General features: G+C 43.4%; 26 protein-coding genes and 2 pseudogenes. 17 read left to right on the top strand and 11 right to left on the bottom strand.

What is annotated here, in order from left to right; translation table 11 throughout:
* Positions 1-105: 105 nt before the first annotated feature.
* The 4 genes and pseudogenes from AACU25_RS33970 to AACU25_RS33985 all read left to right on the top strand — a co-directional run bounded on the left by AACU25_RS33970 (position 106) and on the right by AACU25_RS33985 (position 3,682).
* The gene (locus tag AACU25_RS33970) at positions 106-513 is read left to right on the top strand and encodes a hypothetical protein (RefSeq protein WP_096583251.1); all 408 of its coding nucleotides are present in this window, start codon (positions 106-108) and stop codon (positions 511-513) included.
* A 161-nt stretch (positions 514-674) separates the two neighbouring features.
* Positions 675-1,379 (top strand): hypothetical protein, encoded by a 705-nt coding sequence (locus tag AACU25_RS33975; protein ID WP_096583253.1) that lies wholly within the window; start codon positions 675-677, stop codon positions 1,377-1,379.
* A gap of 594 nt (positions 1,380-1,973) precedes the next feature.
* Positions 1,974-2,351, top strand: a pseudogene (locus tag AACU25_RS33980) (reverse transcriptase N-terminal domain-containing protein); the annotation flags it as partial.
* Between the two features lie 371 nt (positions 2,352-2,722).
* Entirely contained in the window at positions 2,723-3,682 is a 960-nt protein-coding gene (locus tag AACU25_RS33985) for a hypothetical protein (RefSeq protein WP_096583257.1), read from the top strand.
* 77 nt (positions 3,683-3,759) lie between these two features.
* On the opposite strand, the gene AACU25_RS33990 is transcribed toward AACU25_RS33985, so the two are convergent.
* From AACU25_RS33990 to AACU25_RS34000, 3 genes are read right to left on the bottom strand one after another with little or no spacing between them, the layout of a single operon-like run.
* Positions 3,760-5,574: a recombinase family protein gene (locus tag AACU25_RS33990; RefSeq protein WP_321206709.1), complete on the bottom strand. Its 1,815-nt coding sequence runs from the start codon at positions 5,572-5,574 to the stop codon at positions 3,760-3,762.
* Positions 5,575-5,592: 18 nt separating this feature from the next.
* Positions 5,593-5,838 (bottom strand): recombinase family protein, encoded by a 246-nt coding sequence (locus tag AACU25_RS33995; protein WP_321206710.1) that lies wholly within the window; start codon positions 5,836-5,838, stop codon positions 5,593-5,595.
* Positions 5,839-5,849: 11 nt separating this feature from the next.
* Entirely contained in the window at positions 5,850-6,290 is a 441-nt protein-coding gene (locus AACU25_RS34000; protein WP_096583259.1) for a hypothetical protein, read from the bottom strand.
* A gap of 35 nt (positions 6,291-6,325) precedes the next feature.
* Here AACU25_RS34000 and AACU25_RS34005 point away from each other — a divergent pair.
* Positions 6,326-7,471, top strand: a pseudogene (locus AACU25_RS34005) (group II intron reverse transcriptase); the annotation flags it as partial.
* A 368-nt stretch (positions 7,472-7,839) separates the two neighbouring features.
* On the top strand, positions 7,840-9,789 hold the full coding sequence (locus AACU25_RS34010; RefSeq protein WP_190445782.1) for a nucleoside/nucleotide kinase family protein: 1,950 nt from the start codon (positions 7,840-7,842) through the stop codon (positions 9,787-9,789).
* 114 nt (positions 9,790-9,903) lie between these two features.
* On the opposite strand, the gene psbA is transcribed toward AACU25_RS34010, so the two are convergent.
* Positions 9,904-10,989 (bottom strand): photosystem II q(b) protein, encoded by a 1,086-nt coding sequence (gene psbA, locus AACU25_RS34015; RefSeq protein WP_096583261.1) that lies wholly within the window; start codon positions 10,987-10,989, stop codon positions 9,904-9,906.
* A gap of 120 nt (positions 10,990-11,109) precedes the next feature.
* Positions 11,110-11,451, bottom strand: coding sequence for a DsbA family oxidoreductase (locus AACU25_RS34020; RefSeq protein ID WP_321206712.1), 342 nt, complete (start codon positions 11,449-11,451; stop codon positions 11,110-11,112).
* 68 nt (positions 11,452-11,519) lie between these two features.
* On the opposite strand from AACU25_RS34020, the gene AACU25_RS34025 reads away from it, so the two are divergent.
* Positions 11,520-12,038 carry a rhodanese-like domain-containing protein gene (locus AACU25_RS34025; protein WP_096583263.1) on the top strand — a complete coding sequence of 173 codons (519 nt, stop codon included), beginning with the start codon at positions 11,520-11,522 and terminating at the stop codon, positions 12,036-12,038.
* A gap of 61 nt (positions 12,039-12,099) precedes the next feature.
* On the opposite strand, the gene AACU25_RS34030 is transcribed toward AACU25_RS34025, so the two are convergent.
* From AACU25_RS34030 to AACU25_RS34045, 4 genes are all read right to left on the bottom strand, one after another.
* Complete coding sequence (locus AACU25_RS34030) at positions 12,100-12,690, bottom strand: class I SAM-dependent methyltransferase (RefSeq protein WP_096583265.1); 591 nt, start codon at positions 12,688-12,690, stop codon at positions 12,100-12,102.
* A 31-nt stretch (positions 12,691-12,721) separates the two neighbouring features.
* A complete protein-coding gene (locus AACU25_RS34035) occupies positions 12,722-13,801 on the bottom strand; it encodes an NAD(P)H-dependent flavin oxidoreductase (protein ID WP_096583267.1) in 1,080 nt (359 codons plus the stop codon).
* 187 nt (positions 13,802-13,988) lie between these two features.
* On the bottom strand, positions 13,989-14,246 hold the full coding sequence (locus tag AACU25_RS34040; RefSeq protein WP_190445783.1) for a hypothetical protein: 258 nt from the start codon (positions 14,244-14,246) through the stop codon (positions 13,989-13,991).
* Between the two features lie 210 nt (positions 14,247-14,456).
* Complete coding sequence (locus AACU25_RS34045) at positions 14,457-14,666, bottom strand: hypothetical protein (RefSeq protein WP_096583269.1); 210 nt, start codon at positions 14,664-14,666, stop codon at positions 14,457-14,459.
* Between the two features lie 216 nt (positions 14,667-14,882).
* Between AACU25_RS34045 and AACU25_RS34050 the strand changes: the two genes are divergently transcribed.
* The gene (locus AACU25_RS34050; protein ID WP_096583271.1) at positions 14,883-15,314 is read left to right on the top strand and encodes an RrF2 family transcriptional regulator; all 432 of its coding nucleotides are present in this window, start codon (positions 14,883-14,885) and stop codon (positions 15,312-15,314) included.
* Positions 15,315-15,602: 288 nt separating this feature from the next.
* Here AACU25_RS34050 and cysK read toward each other — a convergent pair whose 3' ends face one another.
* Both cysK and AACU25_RS34060 read right to left on the bottom strand, forming a co-directional pair.
* Positions 15,603-16,562: a cysteine synthase A gene (gene cysK, locus AACU25_RS34055; protein ID WP_096583273.1), complete on the bottom strand. Its 960-nt coding sequence runs from the start codon at positions 16,560-16,562 to the stop codon at positions 15,603-15,605.
* A 17-nt stretch (positions 16,563-16,579) separates the two neighbouring features.
* A complete protein-coding gene (locus AACU25_RS34060; RefSeq protein WP_199347332.1) occupies positions 16,580-19,276 on the bottom strand; it encodes a cyclic nucleotide-binding domain-containing protein in 2,697 nt (898 codons plus the stop codon).
* A gap of 255 nt (positions 19,277-19,531) precedes the next feature.
* Between AACU25_RS34060 and AACU25_RS34065 the strand changes: the two genes are divergently transcribed.
* The 9 genes from AACU25_RS34065 to AACU25_RS34105 all read left to right on the top strand — a co-directional run bounded on the left by AACU25_RS34065 (position 19,532) and on the right by AACU25_RS34105 (position 25,044).
* On the top strand, positions 19,532-19,933 hold the full coding sequence (locus AACU25_RS34065; RefSeq protein WP_096583275.1) for a heavy metal-responsive transcriptional regulator: 402 nt from the start codon (positions 19,532-19,534) through the stop codon (positions 19,931-19,933).
* 2 nt (positions 19,934-19,935) lie between these two features.
* Positions 19,936-20,166: a thioredoxin family protein gene (locus tag AACU25_RS34070; protein ID WP_199347333.1), complete on the top strand. Its 231-nt coding sequence runs from the start codon at positions 19,936-19,938 to the stop codon at positions 20,164-20,166.
* A 60-nt stretch (positions 20,167-20,226) separates the two neighbouring features.
* Complete coding sequence (locus AACU25_RS34075) at positions 20,227-21,228, top strand: permease (RefSeq protein WP_096583279.1); 1,002 nt, start codon at positions 20,227-20,229, stop codon at positions 21,226-21,228.
* A 140-nt stretch (positions 21,229-21,368) separates the two neighbouring features.
* Entirely contained in the window at positions 21,369-21,581 is a 213-nt protein-coding gene (locus tag AACU25_RS34080; protein WP_096583281.1) for a YgaP family membrane protein, read from the top strand.
* A gap of 50 nt (positions 21,582-21,631) precedes the next feature.
* Positions 21,632-22,168 carry a cytochrome b6-f complex iron-sulfur subunit gene (gene petC / locus AACU25_RS34085; RefSeq protein WP_096583283.1) on the top strand — a complete coding sequence of 179 codons (537 nt, stop codon included), beginning with the start codon at positions 21,632-21,634 and terminating at the stop codon, positions 22,166-22,168.
* Between the two features lie 153 nt (positions 22,169-22,321).
* Positions 22,322-22,753 carry an NAD(P)/FAD-dependent oxidoreductase gene (locus AACU25_RS34090; RefSeq protein WP_321206713.1) on the top strand — a complete coding sequence of 144 codons (432 nt, stop codon included), beginning with the start codon at positions 22,322-22,324 and terminating at the stop codon, positions 22,751-22,753.
* Between the two features lie 275 nt (positions 22,754-23,028).
* On the top strand, positions 23,029-23,856 hold the full coding sequence (locus tag AACU25_RS34095) for an MIP/aquaporin family protein (protein ID WP_096584431.1): 828 nt from the start codon (positions 23,029-23,031) through the stop codon (positions 23,854-23,856).
* Positions 23,857-23,916: 60 nt separating this feature from the next.
* Positions 23,917-24,408 carry a GNAT family N-acetyltransferase gene (locus AACU25_RS34100; RefSeq protein WP_096583285.1) on the top strand — a complete coding sequence of 164 codons (492 nt, stop codon included), beginning with the start codon at positions 23,917-23,919 and terminating at the stop codon, positions 24,406-24,408.
* Between the two features lie 33 nt (positions 24,409-24,441).
* On the top strand, positions 24,442-25,044 hold the full coding sequence (locus AACU25_RS34105; protein ID WP_199347334.1) for a VOC family protein: 603 nt from the start codon (positions 24,442-24,444) through the stop codon (positions 25,042-25,044).
* Positions 25,045-25,366: the final 322 nt, after the last annotated feature.

Consider the following 25,366-nt stretch of genomic DNA (forward strand, 5'->3'; position numbering starts at 1 on the left):
TTTGTTCATAATTGCGAATTGCGAACTGCGAATTGCGAATTGTTCGTCTGCTATGACTTTAGGCTTTACTGGCGGTATATCAGCGAAATTGATTGAGGATAAATCGTGAGTACTAGTGCTAATAAATACCTTGGACAAGCAATACTCGGTTTTATAGGAATCGCTTTAATTGCATCTCCTTTATTCCTAAAACTCCCATCCCAATTTCAATCATTTAACGCAGCAGCAAGCATTGAGCAGAGCGAAGATGTAGAACGCTCACGCATCGAGCAACGCCAGCTGACAGCTTTAAAGTTAGCTCAAACCCAAGTTATACCTAATACTCAAAAACTGAAAATCCGGCAGTACATTGACAATCCAAAACGAGATCCGCGCCCAGAAACTACAGGTTGGTTGGAATCGGAAGTGATTTATGTTTATGACTCTGCGGGTGCTTGCATAGGGCGGATTTCTGCTCGGCAATGGCAATGGAAATACTACTACAAAAATGCTTGTAATGATGCACCAGGTTAGTGGTGCGCCACACAAACTTCGCGTGGTGACAGGCTGGGGAGGCTGGGGAGGCAAGAGAGTCATTGAACAATAACTCTTTTCTCCCCCAGCACCCTCAGCTACCCCCGCTCCCCCAGCTCACCCTCGCCTAATAATTTCGGGTTAGTGGAGGAATAAAGAGAATGGATACTCAGAAAAATTCATCTTCTGAGCAAGCAACCGAAAAGCAGACTCAGAAAAGGAAGGGAGTTTCTGATTACATAGAAATCCTTGCGGGCTGGATTGTTGATATTATCTCTATCCCTGTATCTTTCGTTTCCCATATCCTGGCACAGTTCGTCACTCCTGGTTCTGGCGGTACGAAAATCATCGGCGCACTGGGCTTTTTCATCGGTTCGTTACTCAGTACTGATGGCATTTGGCAGACTATGTTTGCTGGAACTCCTCTTTTGCCCTGGTTCGAGCAAAATTGGATTGGGTGGATTGGTTGGCTAACACTACCTTTCAACCCATTATTCTGGTTATCTTTTGGCATATCTGCATTAGTCCAAGTAATGCAAGCTCGAACATTGCGTGGTAAACGTCCAGAAGAAGCTAAAACCGAGTTTGAATATTCCAAGCAGTTTACATTAGGCGGCAAACCCAGTGGCACCATTGACCTAACACTGGCATTGTGGCGAGATTACAAGGTTGCTGGCATGAAAGAACGACACACAGGCGGTGCAGTTGCTTTGTTCTTTTGGATTTTCGACCTGACAACCACTTTTGTTGGACGGAACCCTTTTGCTTTCACCAATCCCAGCACTATCCTTGCTTGCCTTATTTACAACTTAGGCTCAATGATGGCTGGCGAAATCGGCTACACGATTTGGAAATTAACCAAGTGAAGAAGAATCCAGAAGTCAGAAGTCAGGTGCGATTCGTTGTGTGATGAATCACGGTAACCAGTCCGTACATAATCACACCAACCTGGCAGCAGATTACTGCCACCAAGGGTTGAACTCTCGGTCTGATGCGGGTGAAAACCCCGCCTACCAGACTCAGGTATGACTCCCTACCTGCCCACACCGACCAGACTCGGTTTCTGGAGAGTGAAGCTGGGAACAGGGCGCAATCAGACATCTGTTGTGGGATGACACTGGCGCTAACGGGGGGTTCCTATGGTGAAACAGAACCTAAAAAAGCGACCTACTGACAGGCAAGGGCACAACAACAAAACCCTGACCTGACTGGAGACAAACCGCATTCCCGCCATACATCTGACTACGAGATGGCACGAGTCTAGGGAATCCAGTGGTTGAATTGGTTCCACCTAATGGGACATAAGAATCTAGCCGAGGGAACGAAGAAAAACGAATTGAGGGTCTAGGGGAGGTCGAAACCCTTTGTAGGCTAGACGAGTAGCGGAACTCCCTTAATTCGGGTAGGACTGACCGTAACTGGTCGGAGGTGTTCAGAATACACACGCTTGGAGTCAGAGCTTGATTAGACACAGCAACAATGCTAGTGAATCCTGGAATAACCTACCGTGGAAGCAATTCCGCCTTAACCTCTTCCGCCTACAAAAACGAGTGTACAAAGCCGTTCTAGTTGGAGACAAGCGCAAAGCAAAGTCCCTGCAAAGGCTGATACTGAAATCCACCTCGGCGATATTACTGGCAATCCGTCAAGTAACACAGCTAAACGCTGGGAAAAAGACAGCAGGAATTGATGGCAAGGCATCGCTCACTTTTGAGCAAAGGCTTAAACTGAGTGAAGAACTCAAATCTAAAGCCCATAACTGGAGCCATCAACCACTACGGGAAATCCCAATCCCTAAAAAGGATGGTAAAGTCCGTATCCTTAAAGTCCCGACGGTGTATTCATATTGCACCTTGATTCAATGAAGTTTAGGGATATTCTCTCCTTTATGATTATTCTCCACTCAATGAGCTGCAATTGGGTACAGATTTTCTCACAAGCGAGCGATGCCAAAGGCGGGCTACGCCTACGTGAAAAACAAAGCAATCAGAAATAGAGGTGAACTTAGCACTGAGGGAAGTGAGCTACGAGTGAGTCACCAATAGGATAGGTTAGAGTATTCTCTTTTTGGACACAGATTTTTGCCAACGAGGGAGCCTTCCAAAGAGAGGAGCTTGGCTAATGTGAAAAAAATTAGTGCAGAGTGAGCTATAAGTGAGCTACTCATAGGGTAGGCTAAAGTTGTATCAACTGTGGAAGTCTACCAACAATGGCAACAAAAAATCCCCGGATAGCGGCCTACCCACCACCCAAAGTCTATGAACTGTTGGTTGAATTTAAGCGCTCTCAAGGATTAAAGTCAGATTCTGCCGCTATCGTGGCAATTCTGGAGACTTACTTATGCGGTAGCATACCCAATGTGCTACCAAGTGAGCTATCAAGTACGCCAAAGCGAATTGAGGATTTAGAGGTGAAGGTGAGTAGTCTGCTTTCTGATGTAGCAGTACTCAAGCAGGCAATGAGTCAGTATACCTGTCAAGGTTCTGGTGAAGACTTATCGCACAACGAATGTCTGCATCAACCTGATAACTACGAGGCATTAAGTGAGCCACCAAACGAATCACCCAACATAATCCTTGACTTGACAAACGAAGCTGTAGTTACCTCCGAGAGTATATCTAGAAGTGAGCTACAAATAACTGGAGCAGATGTTGACACTGAATTATTGAAGTCATCTATTACTGAAACCTTATCCGCCAACAGTGAGCTATCAAATGAGTCACTATTGGTCACACCAACTGCCGAATCTATTTTAAACTACACACTATTTGAGGAGAACACGCCTCCCCATAATGAGTTACTAAGTGAGCTACCATCAAGTGACTCACTGGAATCGGTCAATAGTGAATCACTTACTGACTCACTTGATGGTCTACCACTGTCTGAAGAAAATAATCATCCCAAAGTATCATCGGGCAATAGTGAGCCACTTAATGACTTACAGGATAGCTCACTAGAGCCAGACGAAAGTAAAAATTCCCTGCAAATTCTATCTCACCTGACTGGTGCAGCTTTAGCCAGAAGACTAAATGTTTCTCCCAGCACCCTTCGTCATAAGAAGAATGCTCCCAATTTTGGGCAATGGACTTCTGTTCATGATCCAGATGGAATTGCTTGGCATTTTGATGGTGAAAAATTTATCGAAAAGCCCTCACCCGATATACAGTAAAACCCCTGGAGTAGAAAATTACTCAAAGGGGTTAACAGTATTCCAGCTATTGTTTTCAGCTCACTATCAAACTGGTATTATTCAGATTTAACTGGCACACGGCGGATTTTTTCACGTAAAGTCTCTAAAACTTCGGGTGTAACTATATGCCACCAAGGGCTTTTGGGAGTTTCCTGGAAACCCTGAATAATTCCTTTTTCTCGCCAGTAATGGATGGTATGAATTCCAACACCCAGTTTTACAGCAAGAGCACTGGTGGAATAGTAACCTTCCGGACTGACCCCTGATTTGGCAACATTTGGATCACTTAAAGGCTTATCAATACCAAATTTCCAACGAATCCATGCTATACCTTTTTTGGTAAAAGCTCGCCCAGTAGCATTCACTAAACCCCGACGATTCAGTTCCGAGGCAATTTCGGTATCAGTTCGACCAGGAGTTAATTCTTCAATGAGCTCAATGATTTGCTTGGGTGTTCGGAATTTTTCTGCATTTGTTGGGCGTGTCGCAATCAATTCGCTTGTAACTCCTGTATGCCAGAGTATTTGGATACGAGTAGAGCGTTCTGGAGTATCTATTGGGGTGATAGCAACTTGTTTTACTAACAACCCTAGTATTTGTTTACGCTCAAGGTTAGTCGTAGTACTGGCGTGCCAAAGTGTGGGAATATCGTTGGCTAACTGTAAAATTTGTTGCCGTTGCCCTGCTGTTAATTCCAGCCTTTCTACTTGATGGGCTTTCTGGTATGCCTCTTCTAATTGCGCTAGCTGTTGTAATTTTTCATTCCAACGCCTTTCTAGTGTACGGGCGACTAAACGATTCTCTGGCTCGGTTGCATCATATTGACGAAAAGCTCTGTCAGCTTCGTAACGTGCCCTTTCAAGTCTTAGTTGCCATGTTTTATCTGCCTCATGTGCTTGATTTTCAAGCTCAGATAGCACTGCAAGGGAAATGTCTAGTTGCTCTTCCGTAAAAGCTGACAGCACATGAGCCGTTACGGCTGTATCAATTGCTGCTCCCGCAACGCTCCAGCAAGCACCGACGCTACCATCAAGTTTACGAGCTTGGGTACATTCATAAGCTGCCCTACAACCACCATTACCGTGGTAGCGAGGACTCATTTTTCGTCCGCATTTACCACAAATTACTAAACCTTGAAGAAGAGCAAAGCCTTCCCTTGGTGTTCCTGGACATCCATCAGACATAGAAATTGGGCAATTGCGTCTGAGTTGCTCACAATTAGATTCATACTCTGACCAACTAATATAAGCCTCGTGAGCGTTGTGAATTACAACTTTCCACTCCTGTTGGGGTAGTAGTTGGGTTTTTACCTTGGTTATTTGTCCATTCTCAATCACGTTAAGACTGCGTCGTCTACCATACACATAGGTTCCCGTATAAGTAGGATTACGCAGTAAGGCAGTTATGCGGCTAAGATTGGCTGGCCCCCAATGAAGTGTACCAATATCCCCAGGTCGCCAACGTCTTCTTGGGAAAGGAATTTGATTCACACAAAAGTAGCGCATCACCTTAAATGCCGTTCTAAATTCGCGGAACTGTTGAAAGGCTAACTGTATTGCGGCAACTACACCTTCATCTGGGTCTAACACCAATTTTCCTTCTGGGTCGTAGACATAGCCAGTAGGTGGAGAGCAGCGCAGTTCTCCTTTTTTCGCCTTGTTGAGTTTGGCTCCTTGTAAGCGTAGACGCATACCGTGTAGTTCTGTGTGGCTCCAAGTTCCTTTAAACCCCAGTATCACTCGGTCGTTAAAATCATTTGGGTCATAAATTCCGTCGTGGTCGATAACCAAGGTATCTGTAAGGGCACAGATATCTAAAAGTTTATGCCAATCTGCTTGGGAACGAGAAAATCTTGAGGCTTCCAGAGCCAAAACAGCCCCCACCTCCCCTCAACCAACAGCAGCCATTAGTCGATGAAAATCTTCGCGTCCCGTTGTAGTTTGACCACTTTTACCAAGGTCACTATCCAATACGGATATTTGACTCTTGTCCCAACCCAAGGTTAATGCACGGTCAGCTAGAGCATATTGTCTTTCAGTACTTTCACGGTTAAATTCTACCTGAGTGGGTGTTGACTGTCTTAAATACACAACAGCACGGCGTTCCAGATGCCTCGAACTAATTTTATTATTCATCTGGTTCACTCCTAGTTATCGCGTTCTGTGTCTGTTGAGTGGAGAGGATTTTGTCCACTAACCTTGCTGTTAGCTTTATGAGGCGATTTAGCCTTTCTGAGTTTTTGGCTTGAGCGGTTGCTAGTAGATGCTTTTTTCTCATTTTTTTTCTTGTGTTCGACTTCAATATCATCAAGAACACAAGAAGATTCGGACGTGATAATTTGCGATCGCGCTGCTACCCATTCACTCAATCGCAGTAGTTTTTCAGGTAAAAACTTCTCAACTCTTTGGGTTGTGAAAACTTGTTGTGTCCATAGGTCAGTTTCCGTTGCTGGTAGAGATAAAAATCCTCCCAATGGATTTTCCACAGTTACTTTCATCTCAATCCCTACTTTGCGGATTTGCTGTACTACAACGGACTGACCATACAGTGGATGAATGGGATTGGTGATTGTGACACAACTTCCCAAAAGTGACTTGAGGTTATGTGCAGTCTTATTATATTGTGCCCACTATTGCAGATAGGGCTTGGCAAGCAATCGCCAAGTATGCACTGGAACCAGCACATGAAGCAACGTTCCACGCCCGGAGCTACGGCTTTCGACCAGGACGAAGAGCGCACGACGCACAAAAAATCCTGTTCCTCCACCTAAATTCCAGGGCAAACGGAAAGGAAAAACGAGTCATCGAACTCGATATAGAAAAATGCTTCGACCGGATAAATCACTCAGCCATCATGGAAAGACTCATCGCCCCAAAAGGCATCAAAATCGGAATCTTCCGATGTCTCAAAGCAGGAGTCAACCCAGAATATCCCGAACAAGGAACCCCGCAAGGGGGAGTGGTGAGTCCCTTATTAGCTAACATCGCGCTCAACGGGATAGAAGACATACATCATGCAGTCCGTTACGCAGATGATATGGTCATTCTACTCAAGCCTAATGATAACGCAGATAGAATACTTGACAAAATCAGCCAGTTTCTCGCCCAACGAGGAATGAACGTCAGTAAAAAGAAAACCAAGCTGACCGCTTCGACAGATGGGTTTGATTTCCTCGGCTGGCACTTCAAAGTGCAAAGCAACGGAAAATTTAGATGTGTCCCTTCAGTGGATAACTTCAAAGCACTCCGTAAGAAAGTAAAACACATCGTCAACAACTCGAGTTATGGAGCCACAATCAAAGCCAAGAAATTAGCACCTGTGGTCAGAGGTTGGAGGAACTACCACCGCTACTGCAAGATGGACGGCTCACGATTCTCGCTGTACCACATTGAACACAGAGCGCTCAAGGTATTCAACAAGGAAGCTAAACAGAACCGCAAATCCAGCAAAACATTGCTAGAAAAAGCGTTCCCCTCAATTCCTTACTCCGAAAATAAACACGTCAACGTCAAAGGGGACAAGTCACCATTCGACGGAGACCTCGCCTACTGGAGTGAGCGTAACAGCAAGCTCTATGACGGAAAAACCTCTGTTTCCCTAAAACGGCAAAACCATAAATGTGGGCATTGTGGATTAAAAATGCTCAGTGAAGAGAAGGTACACCTACATCATGTAGATGGAAACCACAACAACTGGAAAAACAAAAACCTTCTAGCTATTCACGAAAGCTGCCACGATTATATCCACATGGGCAAAAACGGAAGTTAAGAACATCGAAAGCTGGGTGCAGGGAAACTTGCACGCCCAGATTGAACAGAGAGGTGCGGCGGATAACACCGCCCATCGACTCTAACGAGTCAGAATGCAATTAGTGGCGGGTCTGAATTCCCCACTCTCTTACAAAGTTCAGATCGGAGGAAGCCTCCGCTCTGACTTTGCGCTAATTGTAGACCGCTAAATTTTTAATTTAGCGGGGGTCTTAAACCCACTTATTCATTCCGCCCTACGGGTTCGGCAGTTCCTTTAAGCGGGGGAACCCCGCCAACGGACTGCCTCACCAGTCGTACAGAATTCATGACTTTATTCTGACTCCTGACTCCTGAATTCTATTTTGATAATCAGTATTGGTGAACTCTATGGATTTTCTCAATTATCAGCCAGACTCTGCATCTCATCAAAACCAGACTCATCAGAGCAGCCAAGTACCATCTTTAACTACGCTAGAAACTGCTCGACTCAGAGAAGATTATCCTTCTATTGAACACCTGGAAGCAGGAAATGTTGCGGCTTGGTTAGTTGAACGCACCGATCAGCTATTAATTAGAGCCAAAGATGAGCGAGCCGGGATGAACTTATCGAAACTGATCACTCTTGCAGGTGGGGCAATTGGAGCGGTATGTTATGCAACCAGTCCTTTGGCACCCATCGGTGCCTTAATTGCCAGTGCTGGGTATGTTTGGGCGGTTGCAACTGACATGAATGCTTCCCATCAGTTTGCTCCCATACCTTTTATTAGAGGTAACTTCTTCGAGTTTTTATCAGCAATGGGTGATAGTCAGGCTAGAGAAGAATGGTTTTCAAACCAAAACGAATTTGTTGACTTGATGCATCATTTAGAACCGTGCGAGCGTTATGAATTTGCCATGCTCAGGCAGCACACCCATACTTTAACTGAGTTTATTAATATTGTGGAACCTGGGAAACGCTTTTACGCTTACCGATATTTGCTGGATTGCTTTGTCAATTTTCGCGGTGTCTTCCCTACGTTTGACCAACTCAATCAGCATCTTGCCAAAGTTTCATTTGACCCCAGGGTGAACTATCACCATGTTCAAGCGATTCAACAAATACGCCCACCACAATTAGAAGCACCTCAAATTAACTTACCGCCTCCGCCTATTGCTCACTTACCTTTATCTGCACCAACAACTGATTTACCGCTTGGTATTCCTTGCTCACCAACTTCAGAAACTAACACACACATTGATGAATACAGCCCCCAAGCTCCTCAAACACTTGATGTGATTGAGAAGATGTCACAACGGATTTCTAACCATTTAATCATAGGTATTCCTGGGGCTGGAAAAGGTTTGCTTGTCAGTAATGCTTTGCGGCGAATTAAACAGTTGCATCCGCAGACTACCATTTTCTACATTGACCCCAAAAACGACCCAAAGGAAACTGGTTATTTCTCTGGTTGTGTAGATGTCCTCAAACGGGCTTCTACTCCATCTATGACTCCTGTTGAAATTGTCAGTTGGTTTCAAAACTGCATCAAAGAATTCGATGCCCTCAGGGGTGACAAGTTGCTGGCTTTTGATGAAGGGACACAGATTGGTAGTCAGTTCAAGATTGCTAAACAACTTGATTGGCTCAAGGGCAAATTGACCAGTTATACTTCCTGTGGTGACTCAGCAGGGATTAGAGTTTGGATTTTAGCCCAGAATCCCCATACTGAAGATTTAGGCATTAGCGGCGGATTGCGCTCGCAGTTTACTCCCCTGGCAATTGTTTCTGCTGTGAATATTGCAGCCTATAGTGCCATGATTTCTACTGGTTTTATCCCCAGTTCTCAGAAAATCAGTGATGCCAAACTTCAGGAGTTCATTGATGCTTCACCTGTAAATCGAGCAGTTTATCATGGTGGTCTCAATCGTTGGTTTGCAATGCCTAAGCTGGAAAATCATTCTGGCTATGACCGTGATTCCAGAACTTTTCTTGAAGGATTTCAGCCGCCCACACCAGGAGAATTTCTCAGTTCTGATATCGACACTATCAAGAGATTGGAGTCAAGTTTCTTTACTGATGAAGCCGTTTCGGATTCCTTACCTGGCGAAACGGCGAAATATTCATCCGAAACGCCGAAACAACGCGAAATCAATAGTTTCAGTTCACAAGAACAGCGTTTCACCCGTTTCGCCTTACTCCGAAACGAGGCAATAGCGGAGATTTTGCGCTTGCGAAACGAAATGAACCTCAACCAGACCCACATCATCAGAATCCTTTGGGATGCAAGACCTGGGGAGAATGAGGCTTATCGAAACGCTGTTTCGGAATATAAAGACCTGATGGTAGATTGTGATTAAGAGTAACTATTAATACGGATGTATTCTGTTCGATAAAAAGCAACCCGAAGCATTTTTAACTTGGGTTGCTTACATTGTTTTTGAGGAGTTAGAACGAACTGAATCCAAAATTCATTAACCGTGAATGGCAGGAGCAACTAAAGCTACAGGTTGAATATCTCCAGCCGCTAAATCTAAGGGGAAGTTGTGAACATTGCGTTCGTGCATGGTTTCCATTCCCAAGTTAGCGCGGTTTAAAACATCAGCCCAAGTATTAATTACACGACCTTGAGCATCAAGAATAGAGTTATTAAAGTTTAAACCATTGAGGTTAAAAGCGAAAGAAGATACGCCTAAGGCAGCACACCAGATACCAATTACTGGCCAAGCACCTAAGAAGAAGTGTAAAGCACGACTATTATTAAAAGATGCGTACTGGAAGATTAACCTGCCGAAATAACCGTGAGCCGCAACAATATTGTAAGTTTCTTCTTCTTGACCGAATTTGTAACCGTAGTTTTGGGATTCAATTTCAGAAGTTTCCCTAACTAAAGACGAAGTGACTAAAGAACCGTGCATGGCAGCAAATAAAGCACCACCGAAAACACCAGCTACTCCCAACATATGTAATGGGTGCATGAGAACGTTATGTTCTGCTTGTAGCACAAACATGAAGTTGAAAGTACCACTAATCCCTAAAGGCAAACCATCAGAGAAGGAACCTTGACCTACAGAGTAGACTAATAGTACCGCAGTAGCAGCAGCAACAGGTGCGCTGTAGGCGATAGAAATCCAAGGACGCATCCCTAAGCGGTAAGATAATTCCCACTGCCGACCCATGTAGCAGAAAATACCAATCAGGAAGTGGAAAATAATTAACTGGTAAGGGCCGCCATTATATAACCACTCATCTAAGCTAGCTGCTTCCCAAATGGGGTAAAAGTGCAGACCAATAGCATTGGAACTAGGCACAACCGCAGCAGTAATGATGTTATTGCCATAAAGTAAAGCACCAGCGACAGGTTCGCGAATACCATCTATGTCTACAGGTGGTGCAGCAATGAAAGCGATGATGAAACAAATGGTTGCTGTTAAAAGTGTGGGAATCATCAGTACACCAAACCAACCAATGTACATACGGTTGTCAGTACTGGTAACCCAATTGCAGAATTTCTCCCAAAGATTGTTACTACTTTGGCGTTGTTGCAGAGAAATAGTCATAATGTTTAATTCCGAGGTTAATCGTTGTTCAAGGCAAGTTAACCTTATTTGTATTATAACCATATAGTTATATAGCTTGTCAACAAAATTGTTGAAGTGACTAGCGATCGCTTAACATCCTTAACACCAGGATTGTTCTCCCGGAGGATTGTGCAGTAACTCCCGAATATTGGCTTCAATCACCCGGTAGCCTACATTGCCGTTGAGTTTCTGCCGTCCTTCATTAAAAATCAGGGTGGGACTAACTGTAACCGTATGCTCTTTGACTAATTCAAAATCTTTGGATAGCTCGGCATAAGCTTCACCGCTATCGATCTGAGCTTGGATAGCTGCGATCGGCAGTCTTAATTCCTCCGCAATTTGAAATTGCACCTTGCGGTCAGAAACATCTGCCAGTTGGGTAAAAAACGCCTCCCGAAATGCCCTGGTTGCTTTTTCAAATACCTGTTGATTTTGCTCCACTAAACCCTTCGCTTCTAGTATTTGAAAGTTAAAACACCTGCGAGTGCTACCTATTTTAGGAGAAATTTATGAAGTTTCAAAAGTCAATCCAAACTCTACTGCTCGCCATTGTTTTGTCGTTCTGTCTGTTTTTAAGTATTCAACAAAACTTGATGGCATCGGAAATTTCCACTTCATCTGGCTCAATAGCTGAAACTGATATTTTGTCAGATCCCAAAGGATTTCCTAAATTGGAATCAGCCATAGATCAGTATCTCATATCAATACCATCAGGATATTATACGATCGCCAAGGTTGAAGACTTAAAAAGTTTGATGGCAAGCCGTCAGCCGTTATTGGTTGATGTGCGAGAGCCGTCAGAGTATCGGTCTGGTCATATCCCTGGCGCAATCAATATTCCGCTCCGAACGCTAGCTCGTAATCTAAGTAAAATTCCCAACGATAGTCCTGTGGTGATGTACTGTTCTACTGGCTATCGTTCTTCTATGGGGGTGATGACATTGCATCTGCTTAATTATGATAATGTCCAGGGTTTTCCACCTAGCTTTGCAGGTTGGAAGGCTTCAGGGGAGGAGATCGCCAAGTGAACAGAAGCAAATCTGGTCAGCGTACCAGATGAATTCAAAAGCTATCCTCAACTGGCGGAAGCTAGCTTTGTTTTCTACCAAGAATTTGAATGACTGCGGCTGTGCCATTGTGGTAGCGCCCTTCGAGTAAATCTCGTTTCACTTCCCTAGCAATTTCCCAGTGGAGATCAGCTAGTTCCTGTTGCAACGTGGCAAGAGAAGGGAGCATATCTAGATTTTTAGGGCCACCCGTATTGTATTGTAGTTGTTCAGGTGCAAAAGCTTCGAGTACGAAAACACCATTCGGTTTCAATCCCATCACAGCTAGGCGGTACACTTTAGTTCGCAACTCTGAGGGCAGATGGCAAAATATCGAAATAATCCCATCCCAAGATTGAGGTGCGATCACAAAATCGGCGAGATCACTTTGGATAGTTGCGATCGCTACTTGTTTCTCTTGCGCTAGTTTTTGAGCTTTTGCTAGTCCCACACTAGATTGATCTACAGCTACCACTTCATAGCCTAAAGATGCTAGATAAGTTCCATTCCGTCCCTCTCCCTCTGCCAAACAGAGGATTTTCCCTTGGGGAATTTTGGATGCTACCGAAACGAGAAAATTATTTGGTTCAATACCGTAGATATATTCTGAAGTCCCAAAGCGTTCATCCCACATAATTACTCAACCTTAATCAATCCACTGCCGATTAGCTAACAAGTTCCCCAATTAATTCTGCAACAGACATAATACATTCAGCACGTCCAGCATTACTCCCAGCAAAAATTAAACCATTTTCCACATCACCACGGGCAGCTTTATCTAATGCTTGTACAATACAATAGGTTTGTTGATTATCTCGGCATTGGCAAACCTCTAAGCAGTTGGCGATACAGCGTTTTTCCAAATCTGGAGAACGAGCGATTGCTTTTTCCACAAAAGTATTTTTTAATGCCCTTCCCGGCATTCCCACAGGAGAAGGTATAATTACCACATCTTCGGGGCTGGCATGAAGATGAAACTCCTTGTAACGAATATCTGCATCACATTCATCGGTGGTAATAAAGCGAGTCCCCATCTGTACCCCTTTAGCACCCAAAGCCAACATCCGATCAATATCAGCACGATTCCAAACTCCACCAGCTGCAATCACTGGAATATCTGTACCAACTTCTGAACACAGATATTCCACCAATTCTGGAATGACTTGCTCCGCATTGAAGGCAACATTCCCTAACTCTTGGTATTTTGCACCCAAATGACCCCCTGCTGTATTCGGGTTTTCCACCACAAAGGCATCAGGTAAACGTCCATAATTACGTTCCCACTTCCGGCTAATCACCTTTGCAGCACGAGTACTGGAAACAATCGGCACTAGTGCGACATCTGGATAACTCTCTGTATATTCCGGTAGATGTAATGGTAAACCAGCACCAGAAATTATTAAATTCACACCATGCTCTACGGCTATACGTACCAGAGTTTCATTATCTCGCGCTACCATCATCGAGTTAATCCCAATCACCCCATTTGGACTAATTTGACGAGCTTTCTGGAGTTCATCAATTAATGCCAAGCGATTTGCTTCAAATAACTGATTTTTTCGGTGTTTAAAGCTGAAATAGGGAGAATTGAGTCCTAATCCCACGGCAGAAACAATACCAATCCCACCTGCATTAGCCACAGCACCAGCCAGATTCGCTCCAGAAATTCTGATTCCCATTCCCCCTTGAATAATCGGGTAGCGGGCAATATGTTTACCAATAATTAGTGGTGGAAGTATTGTCATATTTGATTTTTAATTTCTTAACTATGAAGTTTTGAAAGTTACCAGCAGTTCAAAGTATCTTCTTTGTGCTTTAGCGTCTACTTGATGAAAAGTAGAAAAGTGCTTTGATAAAAAACTACTAAGATACTAAATATTTTCCTGTAGCAGTATACTAGAAAAGTACTAACCTTTTTCATTATATAATCATTTAGTTATATAAGGGTAGCGTTCGGCAGATTTTCCTTGGGTTTAGTTTCAAGGTTAGAGGAGTTTGACTGTAGATTAGTCGGGTGTGCCAATGATTTTCTAGCTGTGGCAATCGCCGTTGCTGACGATTCTGCATCAAAACCGAAACTGCAAACAAAAAATAACCAAAAGTTTTCTCAAGTCTATTAGCTGTAACAAATTTAGTTAAGTACGTACTTAACATTGTTCCCACACTAGCAGCCACAATGACAGACAACATAGTATTTAGCCGAGATACGGATACCGTTGGCGAATTCCCTAAACAGATAAACTGAACCAACTAGTTCAGTAATAAAACGATTTATTTTACACAAAACTTGATATTCGCGAGACTTACGCAATCAAGCAGTGGTTAAATTTCTTTGTCAGGTCTATGTTTTGGGCGTTAAAGTTCCGGTTGAGTTCCGGAAGTCAATCGGAACTTAGCTAACTATATGCATTCTGTTGCAACAAGACGGTTGAGGAAAATTTTCCACAAGCGTTGACATTTTTGAGAAGCAGTGTTTAGGTACTCCTGTCTGTGGTGCATCATCATCTCAAGCACGATGGCACTGGCACTACTTATTACATTTGCGATCGCTTGAATTAAAAGTTGAGGTTCGATTGGTTTGGCAATATGTCGCTGAAATCCTGCCGCCATTGCCTGCTGATAATTAATTTTTCCGGCATCAGCAGTAAGTGCGCTCGCTCTGATTGTACAGACGATCTAGTGAGGGACGCTGAGGTGAAGGGCAATGCAGGCTTAATTTTATTAAATAAATTTATTTGCGTTTATTAAGCGAAAAATTTTAATATTAAACTATTAAAAAAATTAATGCTCTCTAAAAATTTGAATTTCGCTTTTTAAATTTACTTTATGGAACTTTCGCATAAATTTGAATACGCTCTGGTTGCTATGTTAGAAATTGCCAAAAGCTACAAAAGTAGAGAACCACGACAGATTAAAGAGATAGCAGAAATACAAAATATACCTGTTAGATATCTGGATCAACTGCTGGGAATATTAAGAAGTGGTGGTCTAATTAAAAGTATACGTGGTGCCAAAGGTGGCTATATTTTAGCACGAAAACCTGAAAATATCTCAGTGCTTGATGTTTATAGATGCATTGAAAGGTTAGATGATGTTGTATCAGTTTTTGACACTAAGATTAAATCACCAAATGTGGCTCAGGAAATCTGGCAAGAAGCAACTGATGCAGCGCAGTCGGTTTTACAGAAATATACGCTCTTTGACCTTTGTGAAAAACTAGCAGTTCGTAAACAAATGGAACTTATGTACTATATCTAGACGTAAATTGGCATAAAGATTATGTATCATGTTAGATATTTAATTTGATATTGAAGTGTTATATACAACCAGAATTTCATAGCTTACTAAAAGCTGCACAGTTCGATATAGAAAGTGCAACCAAATTTCGTTTTAGTCTGGTGTGGGAAAGATGATTGCTAAAGCTATACCACAGAGTTAGTATATAGCAATCCGCTCTTGTATTTGCGAAATCTTACATCAAGGATTGTTGATTGTTAACAGCTAAAACCGATATTTTTCCACAGATGAAATAGGATTAATACATTACTAAATTACCTCTATTATTTCTGTGCTAGTTTGGTTCCACATGACCGTGCTGAGATAGCGTTCTCCAGCACTGGGTTGGAGAATCAAAATTCGTTGCTGATTGTAGTGATCTCGCTTTCCTATTTGTAACCCAGCATAAACCATTGCACCTGTGGAGATCCCACTAAGGATGCCTTCTACTTGGGCTAATTTTCGTCCTGTGTCGTAAGCTTGCGTCTCGCTGACTGTAAAAATTTCATCGATGAAATCGACTCGCAAAACATCGGGAATGAACCCTGCACCAATACCCTGTAAATTATGTTCCCCTGCGGATTTACCACTTAGCACCGCACTATTAGCGGGTTCAACGGCAATTATTTGGAGGTGGGGATTTTGCTGTTTGAGATAGCTGCCAGCACCGGTGAGAGTGCCGCCTGTTCCTACACCGACAATTAACATGGCAATGTCACCATCAGTATCCTGCCAAATTTCTGGCCCAGTGGTATCGTAATGGATTTTGGGATTGGCGGGATTGCTGAATTGATGGGGTGAGAAAGCATTGGGAATGGTGGTGAGAAGTTGATTCGCATGGGCGATCGCTCCTTGAATATCTGCGGCGGCCGGAGTTAAAATCACCTCTGCACCATAAGCTTGGACAATTTGCCGTCGTTCCTGGCTCATGTTTTCTGGCATAGTCAGAATCAAGCGATAGCCCTTGGCGGCACATACCATTGCTAACCCAATCCCGGTATTTCCAGAGGTGGCTTCGACAATGGTGGAAATTCCCGGTTGGATTAACCCCGTCCGTTCTGCTTCTCGCATCATGCTGATAGCAATTCGGTCTTTCACCGACTTGGCAGGATTCATCCCCTCCAATTTCAGGACAATCTCCGCCACACAGCCAAACAGCTGCGGTAAGCGTTGTAGTTTTACCAGGGGAGTATGTCCAACAATTTCTGTAATGTCATGATAAATTCGCATTCAGAAAATTATGTAATTTACTCTAAAATCATCAACCGAAACAGGAATGCTGTAAAACCCAACATCAATAAAAGATGGGGAAGATTTTTAAATATTGGTCGCTGAGTAATTCGTAACAGGGGATAAGGGCTGAAAATCATTGCTGAGAGTAGCGTTACCCCTTGGAGAAATTGAGCCACATCCCAACTCCAGGTAAGTGTGGGTAAGGAAGCACCACTAAATCCTAAGGTTCTGGCTACTACAAGTAAAATTTGCCCTGCTTCCATCATGGCAGCGGGAATGTAGTGAGCGAGATTGGCTGCTAAAGTGAAGGGAAGATAGGCGTAGATGATGGTGAGATAGTGCGGTTGCTCTGGATCGAAGAAACGAGCGATCGCATGAGTCAAATAAGTCAAGATGGCGGGAATAGCCAAAAATACTAGGGCAATGGGAATGCTCATCAGTAAATGATCGGCATCGATGGGAATCCCACCCCATCCCAACCATCCCAGAATTGTCTGGGTATGGTGCATGAATACGCCACCAAACAATAACAGCAACAAAGCCGCTTCTGCCCAGAAACCGCGATGATTGTCTAATAAATCTGATGCCGGAAACCTAAGATTTAATTGTGCTGAACGATTGGGACAGGCTTTCAGGCAAGTCATGCACAGCATACAGTCTCGGTTATCTTGCAACTGTGCTGGGTGGGAATAAAGGGGACAGCCGCCTGTAGCCTGTCCTTCATTGGGTAAAGCATCGGCAAAGGTCACGGGTGTAGCATCACTGCCCTTATAGCAGCCAAAGGTGTTGCACTGACTGCCACACACCTGTTGCGTTGAGCGTAACTCCACCATTGAGAGTTTAGCAAACATTCCATTCATGCCCCCAATTGGACAGAGATAGCGACACCATAACCGCCGTTCATAAATCAGGCTAAAAATCACGGCTCCGGCTGTAATCACCACCAGTAACCAGGCAGAAAGATAGGCATGGTGCGGTAAATCCCAGAGTTTTTCCCACAGATAAATCGCCACAAAACCTGCAAACAAAATCCAGGCTCCCCAACGGTTGAGCCATTGGGTATTCCACGGGAGTTGTTGACGCGGCCATAGCCACAGAGACAACCTTCGCAACCATTCGCCAGTAATCATAAATGGGCAGACAGCACACCAAAGCCGACCGACAAAGGCAAACAGAAACAAATACCCAGGCCACCACCATGCCCAAAATAAATTCAGGGTGACGCTGCTCTGGCGTTCTTGGGGGCCGATAAATCCTAGCACCGTCACAGGCACAAAAACTGCCATCATCACCACCCAGATGCCTTCGGGATACCACCAACTCAATAAAACTCGTCGCAACCAAGGGACATGAGTTAACAAGTCAAGGCGAAACGCATTCTTTGTGGATTGCACCGACCACAAGGCCTGCTCGGGAATGACTGTATGACCAGATGGTGTCATAATCACAGCGCGGTGCAAAATTTCTGCCAGTTCTGATAAGTTGCCGGGATAGTCGTAACTGAGGAGACGGCGTAGATTGGATTGATCTAGCCTTAACAACGAGCGATTCTGTTCTCGGCAGAACTGAGAAAGAAAGTAACGGGCAAAGTCGAGGATATCTGCTTTGCGTTGGGGTAGAGTAAAGAGTCTGATGGTGATGGCCTTAACATCGGGCAACTCTAGTTTGTGAGGAGATGCCAGGATTAGCCGTACCCAAGACTGGATGGGTTGAGGTGGTTGAGTTGCCAAATCCGTTTTGCTGACAATGCCATGATTGGGCAGCACTAATCCGGTTTTGAGATAGTGAATTAAGCGAGTGCGATCGCCTTCACTCAAAACTTGGACATTTTCTAACAGCAGAGTACCCCGCTCCAAGAGTTCCAAGATGCCAGGTTGCTGACCGATTCTACCAAACAAAGTATCGGTATTCAGCCGACCATCTTCAGAACGTGGCAAATTAGCACAGTCCATTTCTGCAAAGGGTTGCGTTGCCAATGCAGAACGAGCATGGATTAGCCCTGCTACAAAGGTTTTACCTGTACCTGCTTGCGCCTGTAAAATTACAGGTTGGAGATTTGCGGCTGCTTGATGAATCTGCTGTGCGAGTTTTTGGGCTGCTTTACTACTGCCGAGAATGCTGGCTTCGTTAGGAACAGCTTGAATGTAGGATTTTAAACCTTGGATTCGCATCTGTTCTTTAGCAATGCGCGCCGCATATTCATGCAAATCTTGATCGAGGAGGGAATGAATTACCTGTTGTATTGCTGGGTATTCCCCAATTAGGGTTTGAAACTGAGCTTGGGGGAGAAACCAAATTTCACTTTTGGTAAGGGCGATCGCACTGGTTTGATAATTGCCCTCAACCGCATTGGCAACTAGTGTATAGCCAAACAAATCTCCGGCATTGCGGTAACGAATTAGCGATTTCCCAATGAGGGATTGACGGAAGATTTCCACACTTCCCCATTTGATCAGGTACATACCAATGGGCGTTTGTCCTTCCTGGTAAATAAACGTTTGTGGTTCTACATGAAAGCAGTAAAAAGATTGAGCGATCGCCTGTAATACTTCTTTGGGCAATTTACCCCAAACCCGATGAAAACTTAGCCAACTGCTACATTCAGCCACTAACGACTCATTCAAAGTTACAGCACTAGCGTTGTCTGTTCCCAAAGGGGATATTTGTCCTAGCATTACCAGAACTGGCTCTCTTTGAAGACTATTGGTCAAAGTTTCTCCAAAATCCATAACGCTATTTTATCGCCGTAACTCGAATCATCAGTACATCTTAACTGTACCTATTCTGAGTGCTTTCGCTGGCATTGATGAGCAGTTAAAAGCAGATGATTTTGCTGGCTACCACACTCCGTTTCTACGGGCGCAAAATCTGCTCTCGAGCGTGACAAAATTTAACGATTCAACCCTTGACTTTATACCAAAGTATAAGGTTTAGAATCAACACACTTGGATCGGGAAGGGTACAAAATGCTGCAAGTTGGTGAAGTCTGCCGCAAAATGGGCTTGAATCCGCAAACCATTTATTTTTATGAGCGAATTGAGCTAATTCCTGCACCAAAACGCACAGAATCTGGTTATCGTCTGTTCAGTGACAAAGATGTCGAACGCCTAAGTTTTATCAGTCGGGCGAAAGCATTAGGCATGAGCCTCGATGAAATCAAAGATATCTTGAAACTCAAGGATGGGCGATCGCTCACTTGCCAAGCCATGCAAGCACGATTGCTGAAAAAATTGCAGGAAATCGAAGACAACATTCGACAACTCCAGGGATTGCGGGATGAACTGTTACCTTTAGTTGATCGCTGTCGTCAGAATGCAAACCATCCCGATCCCAGTCATGAATGTGTTGTCCTAGAGGAGAGTGAATAACTATGTTAAAAGTGGAAATTCTCGGTCAAGGTTGCAAAAAATGCCATCAGCTAGCAGCCAATGTCCAAGAAGCGATCGCTACTCTCAAAATTGATGCTGAAGTTACACATATTACAGACCCGATGGAAATTGCTCAACGGGGTATCATAACCACTCCAGCTCTAGCCGTTAATGGCAAAGTGGTTAGTAAAGGTCAAGTTTTACCTTCCGAGCAAATTCAAACACTTTTGTAGTGAAGTCTGCGTTCTTTGCTCCTGTCCCCAGTTTACTGCTATTTCTGGAAGGACTTTCTGATGTTTGACTTATTCTATCCCTTTGACTGGCTCTCGACCCAAATTGTTACCCAACTATTGAGACTATCACTCACATCACAATTAGGAGCCAGTTTGCATTTCTTCTTCTACGATGTTCCTAAAGTATTGACCTTGCTGCTGGCGATTAGCTTTTTGGTGGGTACGGTGCAAAGCTTCCTACAACCGGAACAAGTTCGCTTTTGGCTAGGTGGGAAGCGCACCTTAATGAGTAATATGATGGCGGCAACAGTAGGGATTTTTACTCCCTTTTGTTCCTGTTCGGCAGTGCCTTTATTTATGGGATTTTTAGCAGCAGGCGTACCTTTAGGGGTAACTTTTTCTTACCTCATTTCTGCCCCAATGGTGAATGAAGTTGCAGTAGTCTTACTATGGGGCTTGTTTGGGCTAAAGGTCACCTTATTGTATATTGGCTTTGGTGTAGGATTGGCGATCGCTACAGGCTACATTATCGGCTTACTCAAGCTAGAAAAATGGGTAGAACCTTTTGTTTGGGAACTGCAAAAAGCCAGATGTGAGCAGCCAAATAGCCCAGAAGAGTTTGAGACAACTCAATTAACATGGGGCGATAGATTTAAACAAGGACAGTTTCAAGCGAGCGAGATTTTTAAGTCAGTCTGGATATATGTAGTCATAGGCATAAGTGTGGGCGCTGGGATTCATGGTTACGTTCCTACAGAATTGATCACTCGTTGGGCTGGTGCAGATAATCCTGTTGCTGTTCCCATTGCAGTTATCTTAGGCGTTCCTCTCTATGCCAATATTGCCGGAGTTCTGCCGATTACTGAAGCTTTAGTCAACAAAGGAATGCCTTTGGGAACAGTGCTATCTTTTACAATGGCTGTGACAGCGTTGTCATTTCCTGAAATAGTTATTCTCAAAAGGGTACTAAAACCTCAATTGTTGATAGTATTTGTGACGCTCATCGCCTTGGGAATTATCAGTATTGGTTATCTATTTAATTGGTTGCTGACTTTGAGATGAGAAAAGCGTAGAAGAAGCGATCGCCCCTAAATTTACTTTGTTATTATATAGCTAATTAGTTATATTAAATCAAGTTACAAAAACAGGATTGCAAGACCAACAAGGTATTTGCAATCTGTTCAACATGGGAGATTGCAGCTATGAAAACGAATGTTGGCTCGCTAGATCGCCTGATCCGCGTGTTGTTAGCTTCGGTGTTGTTTTATCTGGAGCTATTACTTTACAAAGGTACAGGATTGGGTATTGGCTTAATCGTTGCAGCTGGGGTATTGCTGCTGACTGCCCTGGTAGGCTTTTGTGGTCTTTATAGCCTTCTGGGTATTCGTACCAGCCAAACCAACGAACAACTTTAACGACTCTTGGGCAAATTACTGTTAACTCATCTGTATCTAGGAGGCTCATCATGGATAATAGTTTTCCTCTCGACAATCCATCCCTATCACGGCGGCAGTTACTAAATTTTTTGACTGGAGCAACCGTTGCTGCTACGGCTGGTTCTGCGCTTTACGTTGCTAGCAAATTCTTCATTGCGCCACCAGAAACCACAGGAGAGGGGGGTGCAATTCTCGCTAAAGATATTTTGGGTCATCCGATTCCTGCCGCGCAAATCTTGGCAGAGCCACCGGGAACCCGTGCTTTAATTGCAGGTTTAGCAGGAGAGCCTACTTACTTAATTGTCAAAGAAGACAACACCCTAGATCCTATCGGGATTGTTAATAACTGCACTCACCTTGGTTGCACCTTTCCCTGGAATCCCATAGATGAGCAGTTTCAATGTCCTTGTCATGGTTCCCGCTATGCTGCTGATGGGACAGTAGTGCGCGGCCCTGCTCCTTTGCCACTAAAGATTGTCCAAGTTGCCGTAATAGATAACAGCATTTTAATTTCGCCTTGGACACAAACCGATCCCCGCACTGGAGAAAAGCCCTGGTGGGTTTAACGATTACAACAGATAAACAGGCTTTAAACCCTCTCCTAACAAGAAAGATAGCTGGCTTAAGAGGAGGGGGATACCAGTTATTTTTAAGTACATTGACTTACTGATTTATATCTTTCCGTCGCGTAAAATCCTATCAATTTCTGACAAATCACTATGCAACTATCTAAACTAGAACTTCAAAACCGCAGCGATCGCGTCTATGATACCTTAATTATCGGCGGTGGTGCGGGCGGATTATCAGCTGGCATTTATCTTCAACGCTTTCGGCTTTCCGGTTTGATTGTAGATAAAGGTAAAGCTCGCTCTTTCTGGATGCAAGAATTGCAAAATTATTTGGGACTACCCCCCGGTACTCCCGGAAGAGAACTGTTACATCAGGGTAAAAAACATTACTTGTCGCTGAATGGTGACTGGCTCAATGGTTTTGTGGAAGAAGTAGTAGATGAAGGCGAAACCTTTGCTATCCGAGTTAAGGTTGGTCGTCAGAATAGTATTTATCCAGTATTGCGAGCAAAATACCTGATTGCCGCCAGTGGCATTAGGGACATCCAGAAAATAAATAATCCTAATTTATGTCTAATGTGAATTAGATCGGTTGAGATTGGAAGGTGAGGAGATTGATACCAAAAAGACGACGAAGCAATAGACGTAGAGTGTGAGAAGCAGCATCTAATAAAAGTTTAAATTTTACTGAGAAACTCATAAGAATTTTCTCAGCCATATATGAGTATTACCACATTTTATATTTAGATAATTCTAATTGATTAATTATTGTTTGAATTAATAATTAATAATAATAATAGGTTCTAGATTGAACACTATTAAATTGTTAAATGACCAAAAAAATTGGTTGCGCTATCATGCAGACAATACGAAAGCATTATCCTGAATACTTGATTGAAGCTGCGGGTTTGGGCATCTTCATGATTTCTGCCGCAGTAGTAACTGCACTGTTAGAGCATCCAAATTCACTAATTAGACAGGCAATTACTGACCCAATTTTACGGCGATTTATTATTGGTATAGCAATGGGATTGACTGCTATTTGTATTATTTACTCGCCTTGGGGTAAGCAGTCAGGTGCACATATTAATCCAGTTGTAACTTTAACTTTCTTCCGTCTGGGCAAAATTAAACCTTGGGATGCAATGTTTTACATCTTGGCTCAGTTTATTGGTGGATTGTTGGGATTGCTAATCGCAGTGAGGATATTGAGAGATGCGATCGCAGATCCATCTGTCAATTACGTTGTTACCATACCCGGTAAGCATGGAGCAGGATATGCATTTTTGGCTGAATTAATCATTTCCTTTGCTGTGATGCTGATGATACTGTTTGTATCGAATAATCGCAAACTAGCCCCATTTACGGGAATGTTTGCGGGGTTGCTGATTGCAACTTACATTACTGTAGAAGCACCGCTTTCAGGTATGAGCATGAACCCAGCTCGTACCTTAGCATCGGCAATTCCCTCTCATAATTGGACAGCTATATGGGTTTATTTCACCGCGCCACTGTTAGGAATGCTTTTGGCAGCCGAAGTTTATGTGAAGCTAAAAGGCAAAAAGGCTGTGCGTTGTGCAAAACTACATCATCACAACAACAAACGCTGTATTTTTCGCTGTAGCTATCGATATCTAGAAGCAGATCAAAAATGGTTGTTGAGTGATAAGTTACCTAAGCCCTAAAAAGGCTCGCCACAAAATTTCCGTCTAGTCTTCTGTTTGAGATATTATCTGTTCAAATCCATGTCAGCTGATTTCACAATTCGCACTTTTACCCATCAAGATTATCCAAATGTAGACAAGCTCATAGAGCAACTGCAAAACTACGAATGGCAGCTACACCCAAGTAGAGCACCAGGGAATGTGGTTGGTAACAAACACTTGGCTTATCTTATCAAAATTGTTCAACGGCAGAATGGGCAAATATATGTTGCAGAGTCGAATCAAGAAATTATTGGTTTTATAGTTTGTTTTGTTGAAGAACTTGATGAGGGCGACTTACATATAGTTGAAAATGAGCGAAGATATGGTTACATTTCCGATTTATATGTTTCGTCACAAATTCGCGCAAAAGGTGTAGGTGCTGCCTTGATGGCAATGGCTGAAAAGCATTTTCTGGATTTAGATTTAGAAATGGTAAGACTGAGTCTTCTGCACAACAATGAGGCTGCGGCAAGTTTTTATCAGCGAGTTGGTTATCAACCCTATGAACTTGTATATGAGAAAAAATTGTGAATGTTAATGTAATTAATTTATGAGAGTACCGCTATGGCTGCAAAATTCAGCAACAAGATAACTGGGGCAATTCTATCGACGGTTGTTTTCGCCACAATAGCTCTAGCTCAAAATCAGGTTTTATCTAATGTTAACCGGCATAAAGATAGCGATGATGCACAAATAGTCCAGAGCCAAATATTAGCATCGCAGCCTGTAGTGACCGCAGTTGAATCTGTAGGTATGACGGTTTCTGATATGGATCGTGCAGTTGAATTTTATTCTCAGGTGCTTTCATTTAAGAAAGTCTCAGATGTAGAAGTTTTGGGTACAGAATACGAACAACTGCAAGGATTATTTGGTGTACGGTTACGTGTGGTGCGTATGCAATTAGGTAATGAGACAATTGAGTTAACTGAGTATCTGACACCCAAAGGTAAACCAATTCCAATAGACTCACGCAGTAACGATCATTGGTTTCAACATATTGCGATCGCAGTAAGTAATATGGATAAAGCTTATCAGCATTTACGCTCATTTAAGGTGCAACACGCTTCCACCGCACCCCAACGCATTCCCAACTCCAACAAAGCCGCAGCCGGAATCCGCGCTTTCTATTTGGCATCACCGTGCCAAAAAAGGAAAATCGTACGCTAAGAAAATTCGGAGCCAGTGCTACGCACAGTCGTTGCGCGGTTGAGGCTTGATAAATGCCCTCTACAACTGGCTTTCAGCTACAAAGTAAGAAACGCAGCTATCAACGTTTCTTAAACGGAATTTCAAGTTACGTCTCTATCTAATGAAATATTACTTCAGATATACATGGCTGAAAGTATTGCTATATAAAGCTTTCAGCCTTAGCGTACGATTTTCCCGTTTTGGCACGGTGATGCCCAATTGCTCAACGTTTACGAATTAATAAATCTGCGTTTGTTTCTCCTAGTGTTGTGGCAATTCCTGGGCAGACATTAGGGTTTAA

The organism is Tolypothrix tenuis PCC 7101 (assembly GCF_963874875.1).
GTDB lineage: Bacteria > Cyanobacteriota > Cyanobacteriia > Cyanobacteriales > Nostocaceae > Aulosira > Aulosira tenue.